Source organism: Acinetobacter sp. YH12120, from assembly GCF_013418795.1.
In the GTDB taxonomy this organism is placed as follows: domain Bacteria; phylum Pseudomonadota; class Gammaproteobacteria; order Pseudomonadales; family Moraxellaceae; genus Acinetobacter; species Acinetobacter towneri.
The window spans coordinates 362888-383820 of record NZ_VPBI01000001.1; the positions used below are offsets into that span (position 1 = coordinate 362888).

At 40.9% G+C, this 20933-nt stretch carries 23 protein-coding genes; 15 read left to right on the forward strand and 8 right to left on the reverse strand.

Translation table 11 applies throughout. From position 1 onward, the window contains the following. Positions 1 to 44 precede the first annotated feature (44 nt). Complete coding sequence (locus FTU58_RS01745) at positions 45 to 821, forward strand: Rossmann-like and DUF2520 domain-containing protein (RefSeq protein WP_179996942.1); 777 nt, start codon at positions 45 to 47, stop codon at positions 819 to 821. Between the two features lie 70 nt (positions 822 to 891). Here FTU58_RS01745 and trmB read toward each other — a convergent pair whose 3' ends face one another. Together trmB and FTU58_RS01755 are read right to left on the reverse strand one after the other, a co-directional pair. Continuing rightward, positions 892 to 1608 (reverse strand): tRNA (guanosine(46)-N7)-methyltransferase TrmB, encoded by a 717-nt coding sequence (gene trmB, locus FTU58_RS01750; RefSeq protein WP_004971514.1) that lies wholly within the window; start codon positions 1606 to 1608, stop codon positions 892 to 894. 188 nt (positions 1609 to 1796) lie between these two features. Continuing rightward, positions 1797 to 3248 carry a SulP family inorganic anion transporter gene (locus tag FTU58_RS01755; RefSeq protein ID WP_180061956.1) on the reverse strand — a complete coding sequence of 484 codons (1452 nt, stop codon included), beginning with the start codon at positions 3246 to 3248 and terminating at the stop codon, positions 1797 to 1799. Positions 3249 to 3466: 218 nt separating this feature from the next. Here FTU58_RS01755 and FTU58_RS01760 point away from each other — a divergent pair, with 218 nt between their 5' ends. Continuing rightward, on the forward strand, positions 3467 to 4078 hold the full coding sequence (locus tag FTU58_RS01760) for a glutathione binding-like protein (protein ID WP_131261343.1): 612 nt from the start codon (positions 3467 to 3469) through the stop codon (positions 4076 to 4078). A gap of 99 nt (positions 4079 to 4177) precedes the next feature. Here the strand turns inward: FTU58_RS01760 and FTU58_RS01765 are convergent, their stop codons facing one another. The 5 genes from FTU58_RS01765 to FTU58_RS01785 form a co-directional block, all read right to left on the reverse strand. Then, a complete protein-coding gene (locus FTU58_RS01765; RefSeq protein WP_004971502.1) occupies positions 4178 to 4960 on the reverse strand; it encodes a thiazole synthase in 783 nt (260 codons plus the stop codon). Between the two features lie 13 nt (positions 4961 to 4973). Next, on the reverse strand, positions 4974 to 5171 hold the full coding sequence (gene thiS, locus FTU58_RS01770; RefSeq protein ID WP_004971499.1) for a sulfur carrier protein ThiS: 198 nt from the start codon (positions 5169 to 5171) through the stop codon (positions 4974 to 4976). 42 nt (positions 5172 to 5213) lie between these two features. Beyond that, entirely contained in the window at positions 5214 to 5579 is a 366-nt protein-coding gene (locus FTU58_RS01775; RefSeq protein WP_131261341.1) for a DUF423 domain-containing protein, read from the reverse strand. 170 nt (positions 5580 to 5749) lie between these two features. Then, the gene (gene rpoH, locus FTU58_RS01780) at positions 5750 to 6619 is read right to left on the reverse strand and encodes an RNA polymerase sigma factor RpoH (RefSeq protein WP_004971496.1); all 870 of its coding nucleotides are present in this window, start codon (positions 6617 to 6619) and stop codon (positions 5750 to 5752) included. Between the two features lie 165 nt (positions 6620 to 6784). Next, entirely contained in the window at positions 6785 to 7039 is a 255-nt protein-coding gene (locus FTU58_RS01785) for a sulfurtransferase TusA family protein (RefSeq protein ID WP_154320852.1), read from the reverse strand. 477 nt (positions 7040 to 7516) lie between these two features. On the opposite strand from FTU58_RS01785, the gene FTU58_RS01790 reads away from it, so the two are divergent. Together FTU58_RS01790 and rhlB are read left to right on the forward strand one after the other, a co-directional pair. Further along, a complete protein-coding gene (locus FTU58_RS01790; RefSeq protein ID WP_004648643.1) occupies positions 7517 to 7729 on the forward strand; it encodes a cold-shock protein in 213 nt (70 codons plus the stop codon). A gap of 110 nt (positions 7730 to 7839) precedes the next feature. Beyond that, complete coding sequence (gene rhlB / locus FTU58_RS01795) at positions 7840 to 8991, forward strand: ATP-dependent RNA helicase RhlB (RefSeq protein ID WP_004971493.1); 1152 nt, start codon at positions 7840 to 7842, stop codon at positions 8989 to 8991. A 109-nt stretch (positions 8992 to 9100) separates the two neighbouring features. On the opposite strand, the gene FTU58_RS01800 is transcribed toward rhlB, so the two are convergent. After that, positions 9101 to 9478, reverse strand: a complete 378-nt coding sequence (locus tag FTU58_RS01800; protein WP_004971490.1) for a hypothetical protein — start codon at positions 9476 to 9478, stop codon at positions 9101 to 9103. A 380-nt stretch (positions 9479 to 9858) separates the two neighbouring features. Between FTU58_RS01800 and FTU58_RS01805 the strand changes: the two genes are divergently transcribed. The 11 genes from FTU58_RS01805 (at position 9859) to FTU58_RS01855 (ending at position 20917) form a co-directional block, all read left to right on the forward strand. Further along, positions 9859 to 10434 (forward strand): nitroreductase, encoded by a 576-nt coding sequence (locus FTU58_RS01805; protein WP_131261340.1) that lies wholly within the window; start codon positions 9859 to 9861, stop codon positions 10432 to 10434. 27 nt (positions 10435 to 10461) lie between these two features. Continuing rightward, complete coding sequence (locus FTU58_RS01810; RefSeq protein ID WP_178318507.1) at positions 10462 to 11535, forward strand: NAD(P)H-dependent glycerol-3-phosphate dehydrogenase; 1074 nt, start codon at positions 10462 to 10464, stop codon at positions 11533 to 11535. A gap of 154 nt (positions 11536 to 11689) precedes the next feature. Continuing rightward, positions 11690 to 12145 carry a histidine phosphatase family protein gene (locus tag FTU58_RS01815; protein WP_004971483.1) on the forward strand — a complete coding sequence of 152 codons (456 nt, stop codon included), beginning with the start codon at positions 11690 to 11692 and terminating at the stop codon, positions 12143 to 12145. A gap of 46 nt (positions 12146 to 12191) precedes the next feature. Beyond that, positions 12192 to 13331 carry a type II secretion system protein GspL gene (gene gspL / locus FTU58_RS01820; protein WP_131261339.1) on the forward strand — a complete coding sequence of 380 codons (1140 nt, stop codon included), beginning with the start codon at positions 12192 to 12194 and terminating at the stop codon, positions 13329 to 13331. Beyond that, positions 13331 to 13810: a type II secretion system protein GspM gene (gene gspM, locus FTU58_RS01825; RefSeq protein ID WP_096902527.1), complete on the forward strand. Its 480-nt coding sequence runs from the start codon at positions 13331 to 13333 to the stop codon at positions 13808 to 13810. Before gspL ends, gspM begins: the two co-directional genes overlap by 1 nt. A 111-nt stretch (positions 13811 to 13921) precedes the next feature. Next, positions 13922 to 14923: a quinone-dependent dihydroorotate dehydrogenase gene (locus tag FTU58_RS01830; RefSeq protein ID WP_180061957.1), complete on the forward strand. Its 1002-nt coding sequence runs from the start codon at positions 13922 to 13924 to the stop codon at positions 14921 to 14923. Positions 14924 to 14926: 3 nt separating this feature from the next. Further along, complete coding sequence (locus FTU58_RS01835) at positions 14927 to 15508, forward strand: CvpA family protein (RefSeq protein WP_004971476.1); 582 nt, start codon at positions 14927 to 14929, stop codon at positions 15506 to 15508. A gap of 25 nt (positions 15509 to 15533) precedes the next feature. Beyond that, positions 15534 to 17072, forward strand: coding sequence for an amidophosphoribosyltransferase (gene purF / locus FTU58_RS01840; protein WP_096902526.1), 1539 nt, complete (start codon positions 15534 to 15536; stop codon positions 17070 to 17072). A 96-nt stretch (positions 17073 to 17168) separates the two neighbouring features. Continuing rightward, the gene (locus FTU58_RS01845) at positions 17169 to 19058 is read left to right on the forward strand and encodes a M48 family metalloprotease (RefSeq protein ID WP_004971472.1); all 1890 of its coding nucleotides are present in this window, start codon (positions 17169 to 17171) and stop codon (positions 19056 to 19058) included. Positions 19059 to 19288: 230 nt separating this feature from the next. Continuing rightward, a complete protein-coding gene (locus tag FTU58_RS01850) occupies positions 19289 to 19879 on the forward strand; it encodes a hypothetical protein (RefSeq protein WP_225530187.1) in 591 nt (196 codons plus the stop codon). Between the two features lie 63 nt (positions 19880 to 19942). Further along, on the forward strand, positions 19943 to 20917 hold the full coding sequence (locus tag FTU58_RS01855) for a D-glycerate dehydrogenase (RefSeq protein ID WP_104851813.1): 975 nt from the start codon (positions 19943 to 19945) through the stop codon (positions 20915 to 20917). Positions 20918 to 20933: the final 16 nt, after the last annotated feature.

Genomic DNA, 20933 nt, shown 5'->3' on the forward strand with positions numbered 1-20933 from the left:
ATGCTGTGTGCAGATTATTTCATCTTATTTTATCTGAAAATATTATGCGAATTAGTTTGATTGGTGCAGGGCGCGTTGCACATCATTTGGCTCATGTTTTAAACGCACAGCATCAAATTGTGCAAATTTATAGCCGTAGTCTGGACAAGGCGCAGCATTTGGCTGCGCAGGTTGGCGCAGAAGCGATTGCTGAAGTAGAAAAACTTCATTCAGATCTAGATTTAGTGATTATTGCAGTGAGTGATCAGGGCATTGCACAGGTGATTCAGGAAGTTCATCGTGATTTAAATCATGTGTTGATTGTGCATACCTCAGGCAGTACTAAATTAGATGTATTGCAACAGCATCATGTACGTTCAGGGGTATTTTATCCCTTGCAAACCTTTAGTTTAGAGCGTGAAATTGATTGGTCAGAAACGCCTTTATTTATAGAAGCTGCATTTGCTGAAGATCAGCAGCTTTTAATGACTTTGGCAAATAGCCTAAGCAAAAGGGTTTATGCCTATACTTCAGCACAGCGTTTGAGTTTGCATTTGGCTGCGGTATTTGCCTGTAATTTTAGTAATTATTGTTATGACATGGCTAAGCAAGTGGTCGATGCTCAGCAAGTAGATTTTAGTTTGCTGTATCCTCTTATTTTGGAAACTGCGCATAAAGCAACCCAAAATGATCCGCGTCAAATGCAAACAGGGCCTGCCATGCGGGGCGATCACAATATTTTAAAAATGCATCAGGACTTATTGGCAGTAGGGCAGCAACATGAACTTGCCAAAGTTTATGCGATGATGAGCCAACAGATTTTAAAGCGGCATCAATCTTAGCCATTTGATGAGATAAAACGAGTTCACATAAAAAATGCTTCCCAGTGGAAGCATTCTTTTCTAGCAGAAATTAGTTAATTTTCTTGAAGATAAAATCATTAATCTTATGACCTGCTTCAATTCCGCGACGTTCAAACTTAGTTTGTGGACGCCATTCAGGACGAGGGTAGCTATTGCCTTTGCCCGCCAAGTTTTCTAAACGTGGACGGTTGTCTAATACATCTAGCATCCATTCTGCATATGGTTCCCAGTCGGTTGCTGCATGGAACGTACCGCCTAACACTAATTTTTGCTCTACCAACTCCATGCGTTCATGAGCAACAAAACGGCGTTTGAAGTGACGTTTTTTCTGCCATGGGTCTGGGAAATATAACTGTACCGTATCAATGCTATTGTCTGGCATTTCACGTAGCACTTGAATTGCATCGGCATCTAAGACACGTAAGTTGCTTAAACCTGCTGTACCTGCTTCATAAACGCACTGTGCAATCCCTGGAATATGGACTTCAATCCCGACAAAGTTACGTTCAGGGTTAGCTTGCGCCATAAGTACCAAAGAACGACCCATCCCGAAACCAATTTCTACAGTGAGCGGGCGTTCAGGGTGTTCAAAATGCTGACGTAAATCACCAACAGGATATTCCAAAATTAAGTCGCCGTATTGTTCCAGGGCGCTACGTTGTGACGTATTCAATGGTGAAGAACGGCGCATGAACGTTACAATTTCACGATGCTCGTTGAGGTTGTCCAGCTCGACAACGTGCTGGTCTAATTGATCGTTCGACATAATTTTGGCAAATCTAATAAATTCGAATGCGGTATTTTAAGTCCTGAGCCATTGAAGTCAAATTTTTTCGCTGTTTTTCGCAGCGCCGTGCAAGATTGCGATACATCTGCATCTTTTGAGCATAAAAAATGCTGAATCATTAAGATTCAGCATTGGGTCTTTTATGGTGTTCTAATATTTGGCAGCAATTACGAATTGGGACTGTATTGATCAATTAAGGTGTGACTAGCCTCATTTAATCCAATAATATGCACTTGAATTTGTTGCGCTTTAAATTTGTTCACCACGCTATTCAGTATATTTACAGAGGTAATATCCCAAATATGCGCATGCGTTAAGTCGATGGTGACATTGCTAATGTCTTCTGAAAAATCAAAAAACTGATAAAACTTTTCAGAACTGCTAAAGAAAATTTGTCCAGAAATCACATATTGGCGGGTATGTTCGCCCAATAAAAATGAGCTGACTTTAACTTCACTTTCCAATTTATTCACCAAAAATAAAGCAGAAAGCAGTACGCCAACAAAGACACCTAAAGCAAGGTTATGGGTAGCTAACACCACAATGACCACGGTTAACATGACTATATTGCTTTGTTTCGGATGCTTTTTAAAATTACGGATGGAATCCCAGTTAAAAGTCGTGAATGACACCATAATCATAATCGCAACCAAGGCTGCTATAGGAATATATGCCAACCAATCTTTGAGAAAAACCACCAAGCACAGCAAAAATACGCCTGCTGTAAGTGTAGATAGCCGTGTACGCGCCCCAGAACTGACGTTGATAATAGATTGCCCAATCATGGCACAGCCTGCCATACCGCCCATAAAGCCACTCACAATATTGGCATAACCCTGACCACGACATTCCTGATGCCGATCTGCTTCTGTGCCTGTGGCTTCATTGACAATCGTAGTGGTCATCATGGTTTCGAGTAAACCGACTGTGGCTAAGGTCATGGCATAAGGAAAAATAATAAATAAAGTTTCAAAATTCAGTGGAATGTCAGGCACTAGAAAAAAAGGCAGCGTGTCGGGAAATTGTCCCAAATCGCTTACGGTACGCATATCTGCACCAAGTAATAAAGCAACCACACTCAGCACAATAATGCAGACCAAAGGCGAGGGAATGCTTTTACCAATTTTAGGAATGTATGGAAACAGATAGACTACCGCTAAACCTAATCCTACAAATAAATAGCCTAAGCCATCCATTTTCGATAATTCAGGCAGTTGCGCCACAAAAATTAAAATCGCCAAGGCATTTACAAAGCCATAAACTACCGATTGCGAAACAAAACGCATCAGTTTGGCAACTTTAAAATAGCCTGCTATAACCTGAATCAGCCCTGTGAGTACTGTTGCAGCCAATAAATATTGCAAACCATGTTCTTTGACGAGGGTAATCATCAGTAATGCCATAGCGCCTGTCGCGGCAGAAATCATGGCAGTACGCCCACCAAAAAAAGCAATCGTGACCGCAATACAGAACGATGCATATAAGCCGACTTGCGGATCGACGCCTGCTATAGCCGAAAAGGCAATTGATTCAGGAATTAATGCCAAACCCACCACTAAACCTGCCAAAACATCAGTGCGGATATTGGAAAACCATTCTTCTTTTTTCAGGCTAATCACAATCTCAATTTCATGAAACTTTAAAGGGCTGTATGTTAAAACATCTAGAGATAAAAAAGCAGGCAAAACAGACTTGAAAAAGCCTGTCTTTTGCAGGATAGTCAAAGCGTAAGGGCTTTTTAAGACATTTACGCTTTTTTGCAATTTATAGGTTCAATCACTTGCAAGTTTGTGACAAGCGATTTACAACAGAGATAGTTATATAACAAGGATCAAATATGAAGCTTTATTATTCACCTGGCGCATGCTCTTTGGCAGCACATATTATTTTAAATGAAGTGAATGTCGATTTTGATATTGAGCGTGTAGATTTAAAAACCCATAAAACAGAAAAGGGTGCCGATTATTATGAAATTAACCCTAAAGGTTATGTACCTGCTTTAGAAATTAACCCAGGTTTAATTTTGACGGAAAACGTAGCGCTATTGCCATTTTTAGCGCAGCAAGACCCTAAACAGGATTTAATTCCGCCATCTGGTTTAGGTCGTGCTAAAGTATTGGAATGGTTGGGTTATTTAAACTCTGAATTACATGACGCTTACTCAGTATTTTTTGGCGCGCCTTTAGATGCAGAAGCCAAAGAAAAAGCCTATGCAGAAATTGATCGCTTGTTGACTTATATTGATCAAGCGATTGCATCATCAGACCATGAATATTTGGTGGATGATAACTTTGGTCCAGCCGATGCGTATTTGTTTGTTATCACTAATTGGTCAAACTATATTGAGCATGATTTAACTCCGTATAGCCATGTGGTTGAAATCCGTAATAAAGTTGCTGCGCGTCAGTCGGTACAAATTGCTATGCGTGATGAAGGCTTGATTCCTTAATCGGCTTTTACTTGCCAGAATCAGATAATAAAAAAGACGTTGAGTTAACACTTAACGTCTTTTTATTTGAGTTGTCGGACTTGGAAAAGATCCTAATGATTATTTAAAGAAATAACCCGTTTCAGGTGAGCTGGCATTCGCCATACGCTTACGTGGCATACGTCCTGCCAAATAAGCTTCACGTCCTGCTTCTACTGCTTTACGCATCGCAGATGCCATTAGCACTGGGTTTTGTGCTGCTGCAATTGCAGTATTCATCAGCACACCATCGCAACCTAATTCCATTGCAATCGCAGCATCACTGGCAGTACCCACACCTGCATCTACCAATACAGGTACTTTGGCATTTTCTTTAATAATCGAAATGGTATGCGGGTTAAGAATACCTAAGCCTGAACCAATTAAACTACCTAATGGCATAATTGCCACGCAGCCCATACTTTCCAATTCTTGCGCCACAATCGGGTCATCGGAAGTGTAGACCATGATCTCAAAACCATCGTCAATTAGCGTGCGCGCAGCTTTTAAAGTTTCGGTGATATTTGGGTAGAGGGTTTTTTCATCGCCCAAAACTTCTAGTTTGACGAGGTTGTGACCATCTAGCAATTCACGCGCCAACATGCAGGTGCGCACGGCACTGTTGGCATCAAAACAGCCTGCTGTATTTGGCAAAATGGTGTATTTTTCTGGTGGAATTACGGAAAGTAAGTTTGGCTGATCTGGATGTTGCCCAATGTTTACACGACGAATGGCAACCGTAACAATTTCTGCGCCACTGGCTTGAATCGCCAAATCTGTTTCGGTTAAATCTTTGTATTTGCCCGTACCCACCAATAAACGTGAATTAAAGGTACGTGAACCGATTTTAAAGGTATCTTGCATGGGTGCTCCGAGTTTAGCCGCCACCAACGGCATGAATAATTTCAATGCGGTCTTGATCGCAAATAGGGGTTTCGGCAAGTTTGCTTTTGGCAATAATTTTTTCGTTTTGCTCCACAGCAAAACGTTTGCCTTCTAAATCTAATGCCTGAATCAGTTGTAACAGGGTCGTGTGAGTGGTCTGTTGTGCTTCGCCATTCAGATAAATTTGCATGACCGAGAATCCATCTTCAAAATTACAAAATATAATTGAGCTTTATTTGGCATATTTCATGGCTTGCCACGCTAAGCTTAGCCAGCCTGCAATCATGAGTGCTCCACCAATTGGGGTAATCATGCCCAAGCCACGGGCTAAATCCAATGCCATGATATACAGTGAACCGCAGAAAAATAAAATACCCAGTTGAATCAGAATAAAACTGGCTTTAATAGGAAGTTGTGGAATTACTTTGGCCAATATGCCCAATGCTAAAAGTCCAAGGGCATGATAGAAAAAATAATCTGTTGCAGTTTGCCACCAAAGCAATTGCGCTTCAGTTGCACGGGCCTTTAAGCCATGTGCACCAAATGCACCGAGCATGACTGCTATAGCTAAATTCAGGGCAGAAATTGCAATCCACATACGCAAATTGACCTATTTAATTTTGCGCTTAACCTTAGCACATTTTTAGGGGCGGGAAAATCTGAGATTTGCCTGCCTGTATGTAGCTGTACCAATTAAAGACAATAAAAAAGGGCAGTTTGCCCAATTTTATTTTTCGATGTGTCTGCATCAATTTGGAGAATGTCAGTTTAGTTTGATGACATCGCCACTTTAATTTTTTCCATGGCATTTTTTTCGAGCTGACGAATACGTTCTGCCGAAACATTATATTCTGCTGCCAATTCATGCAGGGTCGATTTATCATCATCTAACCAGCGACGCTGCAAAATATTACGTGAACGATCATCCAACTGCTCCATAGCTTCATGTAGGGCAGAAGTGCTTTGTTCTTCGTAGTCTTCGTTTTCGACTAAACGTGCAGGGTCGTAACGGTTATCTTCCAAATACAATGCAGGTGCAACATAAGTTGAACCTTCATCGTCATCATCGCCTTGTGCTTCAAAAGCCGCATCATAAGCGGTTAAACGACCTTCCATTTCCAAGACTTGTTCTGCAGTCACATTTAAGTCATTGGCAATAGATTGTGCTTCTTCGAGCGTCAGTTTTTTGCTAGATTTTTTGAGGCTACGCAAATTAAAGAACAATTTACGCTGCGCCTTGGTGGTGGCAATTTTAACAATACGCCAGTTACGAATCACATATTCGTGAATTTCAGCTTTAATCCAGTGCACGGCAAATGACACCAAACGCACGCCCATATTCGGGTCAAAGCGTTTCACGGCTTTCATTAAGCCCAAGTTGCCTTCCTGAATTAAATCGCCCTGCGGTAAACCATAGCCCGCATAACTTCGTGCAATATGCACCACAAAACGTAAATGCGACATGACCAACATTTTGGCCGCGTCTAAATCTTGATCGTAATAATAACGCTCGGCTAACTCTTTTTCTTGTTCAGCCGTTAAAATAGGAATTTGGTTAACAGTACTAATATAAGCCCCGAGGTTTACCCCTGGTGCAGATAATGACAGGGGCATCAACTGATTGCTGCTGTCACTCATGAGATCTCCTTATAGGATTAGGTAGGTAAAATAACCGATGTCTTTATCTTAATGCCAATATTCTACTTAAATAAGTAAAATTGGTGTAGATATGTAAATCTTTATAGCAATAAGCGGCGAATATTAAGTCATTAAAACAAATGAACAATCAAACAGATACGCTTATTACGATGCTTTTGGCTTGGCAACATCAATCACATAATGAAACTCTGTTGCCGAAATCTGACTTGCTTCACAGCTATATTGATGTAACTGACAATAACGCGCCACATCTTGCTGGCTGTGCGGATCAGATGACTTCAATAAAAACCGTGCAGAATCTGAATGTTTAAGGGCACGTTTCAGCATCAATAAAGGCATAGGACAAGGTTGTCCCATGGCATCAATCACTATGATAGGTTGTTCAGCATCACACAGCATTGAAGTAAAAATTCGCCTTAAAAAACAGAATGATCATACTAGCAAATTCGCTCACAAATCCCAAATAAATTTCATCTGAAGCATCGGGGCTATTCATTGCGCGGCTTACTGCGCATAAGGGCAAGAGAATTGGCTTATTTTGCGAGATATTTGCAATAAAATTTATAGATCAAAATTGTGCTAAGTCACTTAACAGAAATAAAAATTTTCTATTTGTTCAACTCGTTTCAAACTGAACAAGATAAATCAAAAAAAATCTATTAATTGTCATAAAGCCGTGTTAAGCTCGATGCGTATTTAGGATTTTAGATAGACAATCGTTGTTTGTCGCCCTATTACAAATGGATGTAACCGGGATTTTGTTAATAGTTATACAGAATGATTACAAGCTTAGAAATAAAAATATTTTTAAACTTTGTTTGCTCTGCTGTTTGCAACACCGGGTGGTCCTTCTTTTTAATCAATGAGGATTAACTTATGACAGCTCGTGAACAAGGCGTAGTTAAATGGTTCAACGACACTAAAGGCTTTGGCTTTATCCAACGCAATGGCGGCGACGATGTATTCGTTCACTTCCGTGCGATCCAAGGTGACGGCCACCGTTCACTTCGTGACGGCCAACGTGTTGAATTCAGCGTAGTAAAAGGCCAAAAAGGCTTCCAAGCTGAAGAAGTACAGCCATTAGACTAATCACTCGATTATTCTAAAAAAACGCTCCAATCCTGATTGGGGCGTTTTTTATTTGTATTTCTGTTTATAATAGGTCAGTTTTTTGTCTGTATAAGTTCGAGCACATATTTATGTCATCTGGTTTTGAAACCTTAAATTTACATCCGCAATTGAAACAGGCTATTGATGCTTTGGGTTTCAAGGAAATGACGCCAATTCAGCAAAAGGTTTTAAAATTTACTTTGGCTGGACATGATGCCATTGGTCGTGCGCAAACAGGTACAGGAAAAACTGCTGCCTTTTTAATTAGTGTGATCAACGATTTATTGAATAACCCAATTCAAGGACAGCGTTATCGTGGTGAACCACGTGCATTGGTTTTAGCGCCTACGCGTGAATTGGCTTTGCAAATCGAAAGTGATGCAAAAGACTTAACCAAATTTACCGACTTAAATGTGGTGACTTTGTTGGGTGGTGTAGATTTTGATAAGCAAAAGTCACAACTCAATAAAAACTTTGTCGATATTATTGTTGCGACACCAGGGCGCTTGATTGATTTTGTAGAACAAAAAGAAGTTTGGCTAGATCAGATTGAGTTTTTAGTGATTGATGAAGCAGACCGCTTGCTGGATATGGGCTTTATTCCATCGGTAAAACGTATTGTGCGTTATTCACCGCGTAAGGAACAGCGTCAGACGTTAATGTTCTCGGCAACTTTTAGTTATGATGTGTTGAACTTGGCTCAACAGTGGTTATTTGAACCTGTTACAGTCGAAATTGAACCTGAAAAGAAAACCAATGCCGATGTTGAGCAACGGGTATATATGGTTGCCAAAACCGATAAATACAAATTGCTTGAAGAAATTTTACGTGATGAGCCGATTGAAAAAGTCATGATTTTTGCCAATCGGCGTGATCAGGTGCGTAAGCTTTATGATCATTTAAAGCGTGATGGCTATAAAGTGGTGATGTTGTCAGGTGAAATTGCCCAAGACAAACGCTTAAAAATGCTGGATCAGTTTAAAAATGGCAAACATAACATCATGATTGCAACAGACGTTGCAGGGCGTGGTATTCATGTCGATGGTGTTTCGCATGTGGTGAATTTCACTTTGCCTGAACAGTCAGATGATTATGTGCACCGTATTGGTCGTACAGGTCGTGCAGGTACACGTGGTGTGAGTATTAGCTTCTTGTCGGAAGATGATGCGTTCTATTTACCAGAAATTGAAAAAGCCATTGGTCAAAAATTGCCATTAACACGTTTAGATGGTTATTGCTAATTACTCATTTAAGCTATTTTTTAGTTTAAATCCTGCTGTTCTTAGTTTAAAAGTCGCTCTCAGTGGAGCGACTTTTTTGTATTTGCTTCTTATGTCGTGCTGTAATAATTTACTTTGCCTGACATCTAAAGGTCAGCACAGTTTGATAATCATCATCACGGGCAATATCAGTATTACGTCCCGCAATTGTACCTAAAACAGTTGCTGCCGCCTGAATCATTTGTCCCGTTTGCTCATCGACTACACCTTTGAGTGCGCCGTTATAAGATGTTTTTTCATCAACCAAGACTGGAGCGGCACGAGTACCACAGGTTTTATTGGCAGCTGTAATTGCATTATTTTTGGCAATAATATTACTTTTACCTAAACCTGTGACTTCATATAGGTTGTTTTCTTTTTGAATGGCAAGAGAATTATTTGGCGTGGTGGCACATGCGGTTAAAAGTGCAAAAACGGCAAGGCTAGAAAAGGCGACTATTTTTTTCATATCTACCTCGGGGCTAAAACGCTGTAGCGCGTATTGTTTGTTGATGATATTTCAATTCAAATGTGTAGAGATTGAAAATAACAATTTGATCTAGTTGAACATAATCTGGATGGTTTTAGATGTAGACACTGTATAGGCTGTGTTGATAATTCGTCATTCATTTATACACATCAAACCCAATCCATAATGTATTTTCATGCTCTTAAACTATAGATGAATGCGTCAAAGCATCATTGTTTAGATGTGCTGAGCAGGTTCATCTTAAAAGTGCAGACATATAGACCCTAATCAGAATCTTGCAAATAAGCATACGGAAATAGCGCAATTTTTTGAGTTTATGCTAATCTTAACCGAGCTTTTTGAAATAGTTATATAAGTCAATGACGGATACAGCGGTAGAAATCGTTCATCAAAATATTCATCAACGTCAGTCTACGGGGCAGTTAGTTGAACCTGCACCAAATACTGAGCAGCTAGAAATGGCTTTTCAGGCAGCTTTAACCGCACCAGATCATCATCGTTTAAAACCTACGCGCTTTGTGGTGATTACTGCCGAGCAACGTGCAGCATTTGGTGAGTTACTTTCTCAAGCCTTGGCAGACATGGGCGAAACCGATGCGGTTCAGTTGGAGCGAGTGAAACAGCATCCATTTCGTGCGCCACTTTTAGTGTTGGCGTTAACGCAATTTCAGGATCATCCAAAAGTGCCACGTTTTGAGCAGACTTTAAGTACAGGCGCTGCGGTACAGAACTTTTTACTGTCTTTGCAGGCGCAGGGCTTTGCCAGTATGTGGCGTAGTGGGGCAGTCGTTGAGTCGAACTTGCTGAAACAAGCTTTAAACTTAAATGCAGATGATTTAATTTCAGGCATTATTTATGTGGGAACAGCGGCTAAAGCCATTCCTGCACGCGCTGAGTTGAATACGCAAGCTTATGTTCGTTATTGGAACGCATAAGTCTTTATTTTTTAGGATATAACAATAATGTCAGAATTAAATTTTACCGATTTGGTTGAACCTGTTGCAGTAGATCGAAAAACTGCGTTACGTATTACAGTATTGGGTGGTGGCAGTTTTGGCACAGCAATGGCCAATACAGCAGTACGTAATGGCTGCGACACGATGATTTGGATTCGTGATGAAGCGACTGCCAAAGAAATTAATGAAACGCATATTAATCGACGTTATTTGCCAGATTTTCAGTTGGAGCAGGGTTTAAGAGCCGTTTCAGATTTGGAAACTGCAGTTCGTGACCGTGACATTATTTTAGTGGCTATTCCAAGTCATTCTTTCCGTGATGTGTTGCGCCAAATTAAACCTTTTATTAGCGCACAAGCAGTGGTGTCTTTAACCAAGGGTATTGAAGCCAAAACCTTTAGTTTTATGAGCGATATTATCCGTGAAGAATTGCCAGAAGTGCCGTATGGTGTATTGTCTGGCCCAAACCTTGCTAAAGAAATTGTGGCGGGGCAGCCTGCAGGTACGGTCATTGCCAGTCATTCTGAATTGGTGCGTTATGCAGTGCAGCAAGCTTTACACAGTGCATTATTCCGTGTTTTTGCCAGCGATGATGTGAATGGTGTGGAATTAGGCGGTGCGCTAAAAAATATTTATGCTGTGGCAATGGGCATGGCAGCCGCTTATAACGTGGGTGAAAATACTAAGAGTATGATTTTAACCCGCGCTTTGGCAGAAATGAGTCGTTTTGCGGTTAAGCTTGGTGCAAATCCATTGACCTTCTTAGGGTTGTCTGGTGTCGGTGACTTATTTGCAACGTGTAGCAGTCCATTGAGTCGTAACTATCAAGTGGGTTATGCATTGGGCAAAGGCAAAACTTTGGAACAAGCCACAGAAGAATTGGGGCAAACAGCCGAAGGGATTAATACCATCGTGCAAGTGCGGGCGCGCTCGAATGAATTAGATGTGTATATGCCAATCACTTGTGCGCTTTATGAAGTGATTTTTGAAGGTGCGCCGCCTATGAATATTGCACTGTCTTTAATGAAAAATGGACATCGCAGTGATGTGGAATTTGTCTTGCCGCATCATCAAGTTTAGTTTTACATCCATAAAACTGCGCCACAGTAGGTAAAAACTTGCGTGGAATATGACAGTTTAGTGAACTGAATTGTCATATTCTCAGGTTATACTGAGCGCATAATTTGAGTTAAATTGACACAACTTAATGTGTATCATCCTATAAGGAAATTCTATGCAACTGACTCTTGTTCGTCATGGTGAAGCCGCTCCTGCGATTATGGGCAATGATCATCAGCGTCCATTGACTGAGCGTGGTCATATACAAGCACAAGAAACGGCAGATTATTTAAAAAATATCATTCAGCCCGATGTGTTTGTAGTCAGTCCTTTACTGCGTGCACAAGAAACTTTGGCACATTTGCAGCAATATTTTAAAGATGTGCCTGTGGTGGTCTGCAATACCATTAAACCTGAAGATGATGCAAAAGTTGCTGTGGAATGGTTGTCACAATTGCCGTATGAGTCAATTGCAGTGGTGTGTCACATGAATGTAGTGGCGCACATGGCAGAGATTTTGACTTCAGAATCATTCCATCCCTATCATTTGGCAGAAGCACGGATTTATGAGCAGGCAGTAATTGCTGCGGGGCTTTCAACCCAAATCAAAAGTTTTATTCCAAACGCATAAAATAAATGTATAAAGTTAAATATAATTCAACGGTAGAACGATAATAATGCTGTATTTATGGATGCCAGAAGCCAATGGGGTTTGGCAATGGTCAAATGGGGAACACTGGACACAGGCAGATAATCTTGATGCCTTGATTCAGGCATTGCAATCTTTTCAAGGAAAAGATGCTGTGGTGTTTTTCCCAAGCCGTGATGTGCAAATCATGCAACAAACTTTGCCTAAAGCTCAATATAAACAATTGGGTACCGATGGCGTGAAGTATTTATTAGAAGAATATACCGTATTGCCAATTGATGCGATGCAGGTGGTTCATCATTTTCAGCCACCTGAGCAAATAACCGTGCTGGGAGTTGCCAAGCATAGTATTGAAACCTATTTGCATGTATTAAGTTTGTTGCCAGTTAAAATCAGTGCATTGTTACCTGATTTTTTAATTTTGCCGCAACCTGAACCAGGGCAAACGGTGATTGGAAATATTTGCGGACGCTTGTTGGTACGTGAAAGTGAATTTTTAGGTTATTCAGTTGATGATCTGGCACTTTATCTAGATTATCAAACTGCAGAACGAAACTATAAAATCACCAACTTTAGTGCAGAACAAATGCAAAGTATTGAAGCATTTGCAACACAAGAACAATTAGAAAGCTTTCATTATGTAGTACCTGCATTAGTGAAAGCCAAACAGCATCCATTCAATATGCTGCCAAAATCCAAGCAAGACACGGGTGTTTCAGGTTATTGGAAAGCCTGTGCAGCAGTATTTCTTGGGATTTTAATTGTACAGTTTAGCTATGATGCACTGCGTTGGAGCAAACTTAAAAAAGTAGCAGATCAAACAGCGGTTCAAGCCATAGAACAATATCAATATTGGTTTGGTGCAAATAGTCGTATTACCGAACAAAATATTCAAAGCCAGTTTGAAAGTCAGGTACGCATGAGTAAAAATGCAGATACTCAAGCGCTGCAATTGCTCAGTCGTGTTGGCCCTGTGTTGATGCAAAATCAAATTGTGGCCAATCGTGTGAGTTTTGATGCCAATATGTTGAACATGGAATTGAATGCCAACTCGGCAGCGACCTTACAAGCGCTCACTCAGCAATTGAATCAGCAGGGTTTTAAGGTCGAGCTGGGTAATATTCAGCCGAGCGCGTCAGGTGCAGTAGGATTGGTGAAAATACAATAATGAAAGCCATGGAAAAAATGTCAACTTGGTTCGATCAACGTATTGAACTGATACAAGATTATCTAGATCGTTTAAATACACGTGAACGTGTTTTGGTGGTATTTACCACAATCTTTGTGATCGTTGCTGCTGTGGGTTCTGCGTTGTGGTATATGCATGCCGCAGCCGAAAAACAGCAAAAACGGGTAAATGACCTTAAAGATTTGGTGGTGGTGATGCAAAGTCATGCAGTCACCATGAAACCTGCCAATGATGCACAACTCAGTGCAGCCGATAAAATTCAGCGTGTGGCTCAGCAACAGGGTTTATCGGTTGCTTCGCAGCAAAGTGGTGACAAGATGCTACTGGTGGCGAGTCATGCCAATTATGCTGTGTTGGCAAATTTTTTAACCCAATTGGCGCAAATGGGTTTAAGTATCGAAAAAATGGAATTAATTTCTGAAGCAGGGCAGATTAAATTAACAGCGACAGTCCAGTAAAGGTTAAAAATAAAGTCCGAAACTCGGAAAATAAACCCATGTCAAGCATAGCGTTTTGACTGGGCTAAGCCTATAATATGGCGACTTAGAAAGCAGTAGACTTTTGCAGATATGTTGTATTCTCTAGCCCGCCCGTTGTTATTTTCTTTAGCACCAGAGCGTGCACATGAGCTGACACTATCACTATTGAAATCGAGCCATAAAATGGGCTTGATGCGTCAAAAGACTGTAGCGAAACCTGTGACTTGTATGGGAATTGAATTCCCTAATCCAGTAGGTTTGGCAGCAGGTCTAGACAAAAATGGTGCATATATTGATGCCTTGGCTGGTTTAGGCTTTGGGTTTATTGAAATTGGCACCATTACGCCACGTCCTCAAGCGGGCAATCCGCATCCACGTTTATTCCGTATTCCACAGGCCAAAGCCATTATTAACCGTATGGGTTTTAATAATGATGGGGTCGATCAGCTGATTGAAAACGTCAAAGCGGCAAAATTTAAAGGTATTTTAGGGATTAATATTGGTAAAAATGCCGATACGCCTGTTGAAAATGCGGTAGATGATTATCTGATTTGTCTAGAAAAAGTCTATAACTATGCCTCTTATATTACTGTAAATATTTCATCACCCAATACCAAAAATTTGCGCAGTTTGCAAAGTGGTGATGCGCTGACTGAATTATTGCAAACCCTCAAACAGCGTCAGTTGGAGTTGGCAGAAGAACATCAACATTATGTGCCGTTGGTCTTAAAAGTTGCTCCAGATTTAGACCCTGAAGATATTCAGTTTATTGCCAAGCAATTATTGCAATTCAAAATTGATGGCCTGATTGTGACCAATACCACTTTGTCGCGTGAAGGCGTAGAAAACTTGCTGCATGGCGATGAAGCTGGTGGTTTATCGGGCGCGCCTGTGTTTGAAAAAAGTACTGCATGTTTGGCAGCATTTTCAGCAGCACTGAAAGGTGAAATTCCTTTAATTGGTGTCGGTGGCATTTTGTCGGGCGAACAAGCGGTTGCCAAAAAAAATGCAGGTGCAAGCTTGGTTCAGGTGTATAGTGGTTTAATCTATGCAGGTCCTGAGTTGGTTCAAGATTGTGTGAACGCCTTATAACTTATGAATACCATTGATATCGTTATTCTGATTCTCTTGCTTATTGGAGGGTTGAACGGTTTGCGACAAGGATTTATTAAAGCCTTTGCGAACTTGGTAGGATGGATTTTTGCCCTAATTGTTGCGGCAAAATATGCAGTTGTCCTAGCACCTTCGATGACAGCACTCAGTAGCGATCCTGTGGTACAAAAAATTGCAGCCTTTGCATTTATTGTCTTGGTAATTGTGGTACTGACCTGGATTGTAACCGCTGTTCTAAATGGTGTTTTAAAGAGCTTGAAGCTTGGCCCATTAAATCGTTTGGCAGGCGGTGCATTTGGTACCTTGAAAGGCTTACTCATTGTCCTTATTACCATTCAAGGCATTGGTCCTTGGGTCGAAAGCTCGCCTTATTGGAAACAGTCTAAATTTGTACAAACTTTATTGCCGTATGCACCGTGGGCAACAGAACTGTCCAAAGACGCTGCCAATGAGGCTTTACAGCACATCAAGTCGAAAGATGCTGCGCCATCTTCCGACATCGCATCTGACGCAAAAGAAAACCGCTCTGGCGCAGATGGCTCAACGAATAATCCTTTTTATTAATCCCTAGCTGGTCTGCGAGGTTGCTATGTGTGGAGTTGTTGGTATAGCTGGTAAATCACCTGTTAACCAAATGTTGTTTGATGCATTAACGATGTTACAACATCGTGGACAGGATGCAGCTGGGATCGTAACTTGCCACAATGGACGTTTGTTCTTGCGTAAAGATAACGGTATGGTGCGTGATGTATTCCATACGCGTCACATGCGTGCGTTGCAAGGTAATTATGGTATTGGGCACGTGCGTTATCCAACTGCAGGTTCATCTAGCAGTGCCGAAGCGCAGCCATTTTATGTGAACTCGCCGTACGGGATTACTTTGGCACACAATGGTAATTTGACCAATGCCGAAGAAATTCACGAAGATCTGTTTAAAACAGATTTACGTCACATGAACACCGATTCTGACTCAGAAGTGTTATTGAACGTATTTGCACATGAATTGCAAAAACGTGGCAAATTAAACCCAACTTCAGAAGATATTTTTCATGTGATCAGCCGTGTGCATGAGCGTTGTAAGGGTGCTTATGGCGTTGTTGCTATGATTACAGGTCAAGGCTTGGTTGGCTTCCGTGATCCAAATGGTATCCGTCCATTGATTTACGGTTCACGTGAAACTGAACAGGGCATGGAATATATTATTGCATCAGAATCTGTGGCAATTACTGCACTTGGCTTTAAAGTTGAACGTGATATTGCGCCGGGTGAAGCGATCTTTATTAATGACGCAGGTGAATTGTTTACCCAGCAATGTGCAGCTAAACCTGAATATCGCCCATGTATTTTTGAATATGTATATTTTGCTCGTCCAGATGCGACCATTGATGGTATTTCAGTGTACAAAGCGCGTTTGAAAATGGGCGAAAAACTGGCGCATAAAATTACCCAAGAGTGGGGCGAGCAGCACGATATTGATGTCGTTATTCCAATTCCAGATACATCGCGTACTTCAGCTTTAGAATTGGCAAATACTTTAGGGGTTAAATTCCGTGAAGGTTTTATGAAAAACCGCTATATCGGACGTACCTTTATTATGCCAGGTCAGCAATTGCGTAAAAAATCAGTACGCCAAAAACTGAACCCTGTAGAGCTTGAGTTTAAAGGCAAAAATGTACTGTTGGTGGATGACTCGATTGTCCGTGGTACGACCTGTAACGAAATTATTCAAATGGCACGTGATGCTGGGGCGAAAAAAGTATTCTTTGCTTCTGCAGCGCCAATGGTGAAATATCCAAACGTGTATGGTATTGATATGCCAGCCAAAGATGAATTAATCGCGTCTAACCGTAATGTCGAAGAAATTCGTGAAATTATTGGTGCAGACCGTTTAATTTTCCAAGATTTAGAAGATTTAAAACAAGCCGTTCGTACCCATAAAGTACCGCATTTAACTGAATTCGATTGTTCAGTATTTGATGGCGTGTATGTAGCTGGCGGAATTGACGAAGCTTATCTGAATGATCTTGAGCAAAAGCGCAACGACTTGGCTAAAAAAGGCAAAGATGGTTATATTGATGTCAATATTGATGCCGCGTCAGTAGACTTAACTGGTGTAAAAGAGAGTTAATTTTTTTTCTGATCAGCTCAGTGAGAAAAGCGGGAAATTCCCGCTTTTTTCATTTATGATGGTGGCTCAAATACAATGTAATTCAGGATGTTTACATTGAGGTCTGTGAGTAGTTACTTGATTAAAAACAAAAATATGATTTGGTCTGCAATTTTATGTTTGGTTGCAGTCGCTTTGACCCTGTTTATCTTAAACACGGTTTTGGGTCTGTTGGTCTATTATGTCGATTCAAGCCAATCCATCTATTGGCACAGTCTAAGCCCATACTGGATTACGGTCTTGGTGCTGATTATGACAGTATCCGTCATTTTGGAATTTTACGTTTTTCGCTCAGGTGGTCATTCTTTGGCAAAACAATTGGGTGCGCGTCGTTTAACCCAGTTCGAAAGTACCCCAGAAGAAAGTACCGCACTTAAACTGACCGAACAATTGGCCGATACCTTTCAAATCCCAGCGCCTACTGTATATGTATTGCCCGATGAAATTGGGGTAAATGCCCTCACTGCAGGCTTTAGTCATAAAGATATTGTGATTATTTTGACTTGGGGTGCTTTGCAAAACTTGGATGAGCAAGAGCTTTATGGACTACTCAGCCATGAGTTTAACCATATTTTAAGTGGTGAAACCATTGATAATACCAAGCTTAAAATCCTCTACAGTAGCCTAACCACGTTTAGTAAGTGGGGCAGTAGCATCGCCAAACTTGGCTTTGGACAACATCGTGATGCACCGCCACATAAGTTAGCGACTTTTTTTGTTGCTGTAGGTGGTGGTATCTGGTTGTTTGGTAGCTTGGGCGTGTTGATTACCCGCTTAATTAAATATATTAGTCTAAGCGGACGTACCTTTAAAAATGATTTAAAAACCAAACGTTTGATTCAAAATAATGCCAATATTCAAACTTTGCTGCGAATTTATGTGCATCATGCAGGGTCGCAAATTCATAGTGAATATTCAGAATCTATTTCCCACATGTGCTTTGCTAACTCGCTCAGTCCGCAAAGCTGGATGAATATTCATCCAAGTATTGAAGCCCGTATTTTTGAGCTTGATCCAACCTTGGTGCAAGACTTACAACTCGAAAATTTGAAGCGTTTACGCAATCAGCCTTTGTTTAGCCTATTTCGCTCGTTAGAAGAAATGAATGCTGAATATTATGCGCCGTGGAGCTCGCCGCAACCTTTGCCTTTGCTGCGCTTGTCGCCGATTAGCTTTGCAATTAATGATGCAATTAAGCCACTCAAGCCTGAAATTCGCAATAACATGCCGCGTCCAGAGCTAATTCAGCGTGCCTTACAAACGGCAACGGGTTCGCGTGAGGTGATTGTCGCTATTTTGATGATTCGCCAATATCGTGAATTTATTCCTGCTGAAGCAGAAGTGAGTCGTGCAATTGTAGATGCTTTATTACATTTGGATGGGCGAGTACATATCTCGATTTTCCATGAAGCGTGTAAAAATATTGGTGGTATGCCGCTGAGTATCGCACGGCAGTTTCTAACCAAATTGGCAAAAATCATTCAGGAAGATGGCGAGATTGGTTTGTTGGATGCCTTGCTGCTTGAACGTATTAAGTTTGAATTGAACTTGCTGCCTTTACATACACCTGCAGCGTTACACGAAGTTAAACCGCAAATTGTACGTTTAATCGATGCTTTATTGCATGTGCAGCAAATTAATAGTGTTAATCAGTTAGATGTACGTGAACGTATTTTAGAACGTGTTTTAACTGCAGATGAATTGATTGATTATGAAGAAATTTCAGATGAACCGATTGATTTATCAGAAATTTTAAATGATATGGCAGGTTTGCTGCTGCGTGATCGACTGATGGTGTTAGGCATTGCTGAAATTTGTTTGTGGAATGACCGTATTATCACCCAAGATGAATTGGATGTTTTGGAGTTGCTCTATTGGCGTTTAGGTTTTAAAACCGAAGAAATTGTCGAGCAAATGCAAAAACAAAACAGTTTGATGATTGTGTGACACTGATTGACTAGGTGTGTTTAAAGCAGATTTTGAAAAAATACGAATAGGTCAGATTGGGTGAAAGAAAGCACAGCATTGTGCAGCCTTTCTAGGTAGAATAGGTGCTATCTTGCATGTTGTTCTGTGATAAATACGTGCAGCGAAAAATTAGATGGGTGATGATAAACATGATGGGGCATCAGCGTGACATTTTAGCCAGTTTGGGAATCGATATTTGGGTTTCCAGAATGGCTGTGTCTCAAACTTTGCCACAATCATCGGTTTGGCGCGACCAAGCTGCACCTGAAATACACAGCGAAATTATTGTTCCTGCTGCAGTACCTCAACAATTAAAACAACAACAGCCGATTATTCACGAAAAGCCTAAGCAAGAACCATCTCCGCAACATACGACAGTTGAAGCGGCCGCGCCAGAAGTTGTTCCTGAAGCGCGTGTCATGCTGCAAATTGAAGCATTTAGTATTGAAGCTTTGCAGTTGCCACATTGTGTCATTTTGGTAGAAAGCACTACCTTGAGTCAGGAACAGCAACAATTGTGGCGTAATATTCAACATGCGCTACAGGCCGAATATCACGTATTGCAATGGCCTTTTGCTTTAGAAGTATTACAAGACGGCATCGGGGTAGAAAATTATGTGCAAGGTTTTGTTGATGTCTTGAGCACAGATAAAAACATGCTGATTTTAGGTCAATTACCACATTTTAAATCTGAACAATGTTTGCATTTAGCCAGCTTGCAAGAGATGTTAGATCAACCGCTGTTGAAAAAAAGTCTGTGGGATGCGATACAAATCACATCGTTACAGCCTAAAGCCTAAGTCAATTCAGATATTTAAAACTCTACATATACAAGCAATTGTAGACACGAAACAGGGATAATCATGCGTAAAAAAGTGGTAGTGTTTAGTCAAATTGATGCAGAAATTTTAAGTAAGCTAGAGCAAGATTATCAGGTGGTGCAGGTCAGCCCGAAGTTGGGTGACGTGAATCAACAGTTGCTTGAGCATGTGCAAGATGCGGATGGCATGATTGGTGCAGGGCGCTTGCTTAATCAAAGCAACTTGCATACTGCGACTAAACTCAAAGTGATTTCGAGTGTAAGTGTCGGTTACGACAACTATGATGTAGATTATTTAACTCAACAAAAGATTAGTCTTTGCCATACACCGCATGTCTTGACTGAAACCACAGCAGATTTAGCCTTTACTTTATTGATGAGTGCAGCACGACAAGTGCCATATTTAGATCGGTGGACTAAACAAGGGCAATGGAAACGTACCGTGGGTGCAGCACAGTTTGGACAGGATATTTATGGTAAAACCATTGGTATTGTAGGTTTGGGGCATATTGGTGCGGCTATCGCACGGCGTGCATTTCATGGTTTTAATATGAATGTGGTGTACCACAATCGTCGTGAAAAAATGGAAGTGGCGAAGGCATTTAATGCAGAATATTTAAGTCTGGATGAATTGCTGCAACAGTCTGATTTTGTTGTACTGGCAGTCGATTTAAATGCAGACTCTAAAGCCTTAATTGGTCAGCGTGAACTTGATTTAATGCCGTCTCATGCAATTTTGGTCAATATTTCGCGTGGTTCAGTCATTGATGAGCAAGCACTTATTCAGACCTTACAAGCAGGCAAAATTTTTGCCGCAGCTTTGGATGTCTATGACAAAGAACCACTGCAAGAATCACCATTATTTGAGTTAGATAATGTCGTGACTTTGCCGCACATTGGTTCAGCAACTGCAGCAACTCGTCGACAAATGGCAAACTTAGCCTATAAAAATTTAGTTGATGCGCTGGAAGGACGTCGCCCGCAATATGTTGTTAATCCTGCTTGTTATACGTCTTAAAGTTAAAGATGATTTG

Excerpts from the sequence above, each read along its gene's own strand:
- purF (WP_096902526.1), top strand. The coding sequence starts at position 15,534 with ATGTGTGGAGTTGTTGGTATAGCTGGTAAATCACCTGTTAACCAAATG.
- FTU58_RS01760 (WP_131261343.1), top strand. The coding sequence starts at position 3,467 with ATGAAGCTTTATTATTCACCTGGCGCATGCTCTTTGGCAGCACATATT.
- gspL (WP_131261339.1), top strand. The coding sequence starts at position 12,192 with ATGCTGTATTTATGGATGCCAGAAGCCAATGGGGTTTGGCAATGGTCA.
- FTU58_RS01745 (WP_179996942.1), top strand. The coding sequence starts at position 45 with ATGCGAATTAGTTTGATTGGTGCAGGGCGCGTTGCACATCATTTGGCT.
- FTU58_RS01835 (WP_004971476.1), top strand. The coding sequence starts at position 14,927 with ATGAATACCATTGATATCGTTATTCTGATTCTCTTGCTTATTGGAGGG.
- trmB (WP_004971514.1), bottom strand. The coding sequence starts at position 1,608 with ATGTCGAACGATCAATTAGACCAGCACGTTGTCGAGCTGGACAACCTC.
- FTU58_RS01765 (WP_004971502.1), bottom strand. The coding sequence starts at position 4,960 with ATGCAAGATACCTTTAAAATCGGTTCACGTACCTTTAATTCACGTTTA.
- FTU58_RS01790 (WP_004648643.1), top strand. The coding sequence starts at position 7,517 with ATGACAGCTCGTGAACAAGGCGTAGTTAAATGGTTCAACGACACTAAA.
- FTU58_RS01785 (WP_154320852.1), bottom strand. The coding sequence starts at position 7,039 with ATGCTGTGTGATGCTGAACAACCTATCATAGTGATTGATGCCATGGGA.
- rpoH (WP_004971496.1), bottom strand. The coding sequence starts at position 6,619 with ATGAGTGACAGCAGCAATCAGTTGATGCCCCTGTCATTATCTGCACCA.
- rhlB (WP_004971493.1), top strand. The coding sequence starts at position 7,840 with ATGTCATCTGGTTTTGAAACCTTAAATTTACATCCGCAATTGAAACAG.
- FTU58_RS01815 (WP_004971483.1), top strand. The coding sequence starts at position 11,690 with ATGCAACTGACTCTTGTTCGTCATGGTGAAGCCGCTCCTGCGATTATG.
- FTU58_RS01805 (WP_131261340.1), top strand. The coding sequence starts at position 9,859 with ATGACGGATACAGCGGTAGAAATCGTTCATCAAAATATTCATCAACGT.
- FTU58_RS01810 (WP_178318507.1), top strand. The coding sequence starts at position 10,462 with ATGTCAGAATTAAATTTTACCGATTTGGTTGAACCTGTTGCAGTAGAT.
- FTU58_RS01775 (WP_131261341.1), bottom strand. The coding sequence starts at position 5,579 with ATGTGGATTGCAATTTCTGCCCTGAATTTAGCTATAGCAGTCATGCTC.
- FTU58_RS01850 (WP_225530187.1), top strand. The coding sequence starts at position 19,289 with ATGGCTGTGTCTCAAACTTTGCCACAATCATCGGTTTGGCGCGACCAA.
- gspM (WP_096902527.1), top strand. The coding sequence starts at position 13,331 with ATGAAAGCCATGGAAAAAATGTCAACTTGGTTCGATCAACGTATTGAA.
- FTU58_RS01855 (WP_104851813.1), top strand. The coding sequence starts at position 19,943 with ATGCGTAAAAAAGTGGTAGTGTTTAGTCAAATTGATGCAGAAATTTTA.
- thiS (WP_004971499.1), bottom strand. The coding sequence starts at position 5,171 with ATGCAAATTTATCTGAATGGCGAAGCACAACAGACCACTCACACGACC.
- FTU58_RS01830 (WP_180061957.1), top strand. The coding sequence starts at position 13,922 with ATGTTGTATTCTCTAGCCCGCCCGTTGTTATTTTCTTTAGCACCAGAG.
- FTU58_RS01800 (WP_004971490.1), bottom strand. The coding sequence starts at position 9,478 with ATGAAAAAAATAGTCGCCTTTTCTAGCCTTGCCGTTTTTGCACTTTTA.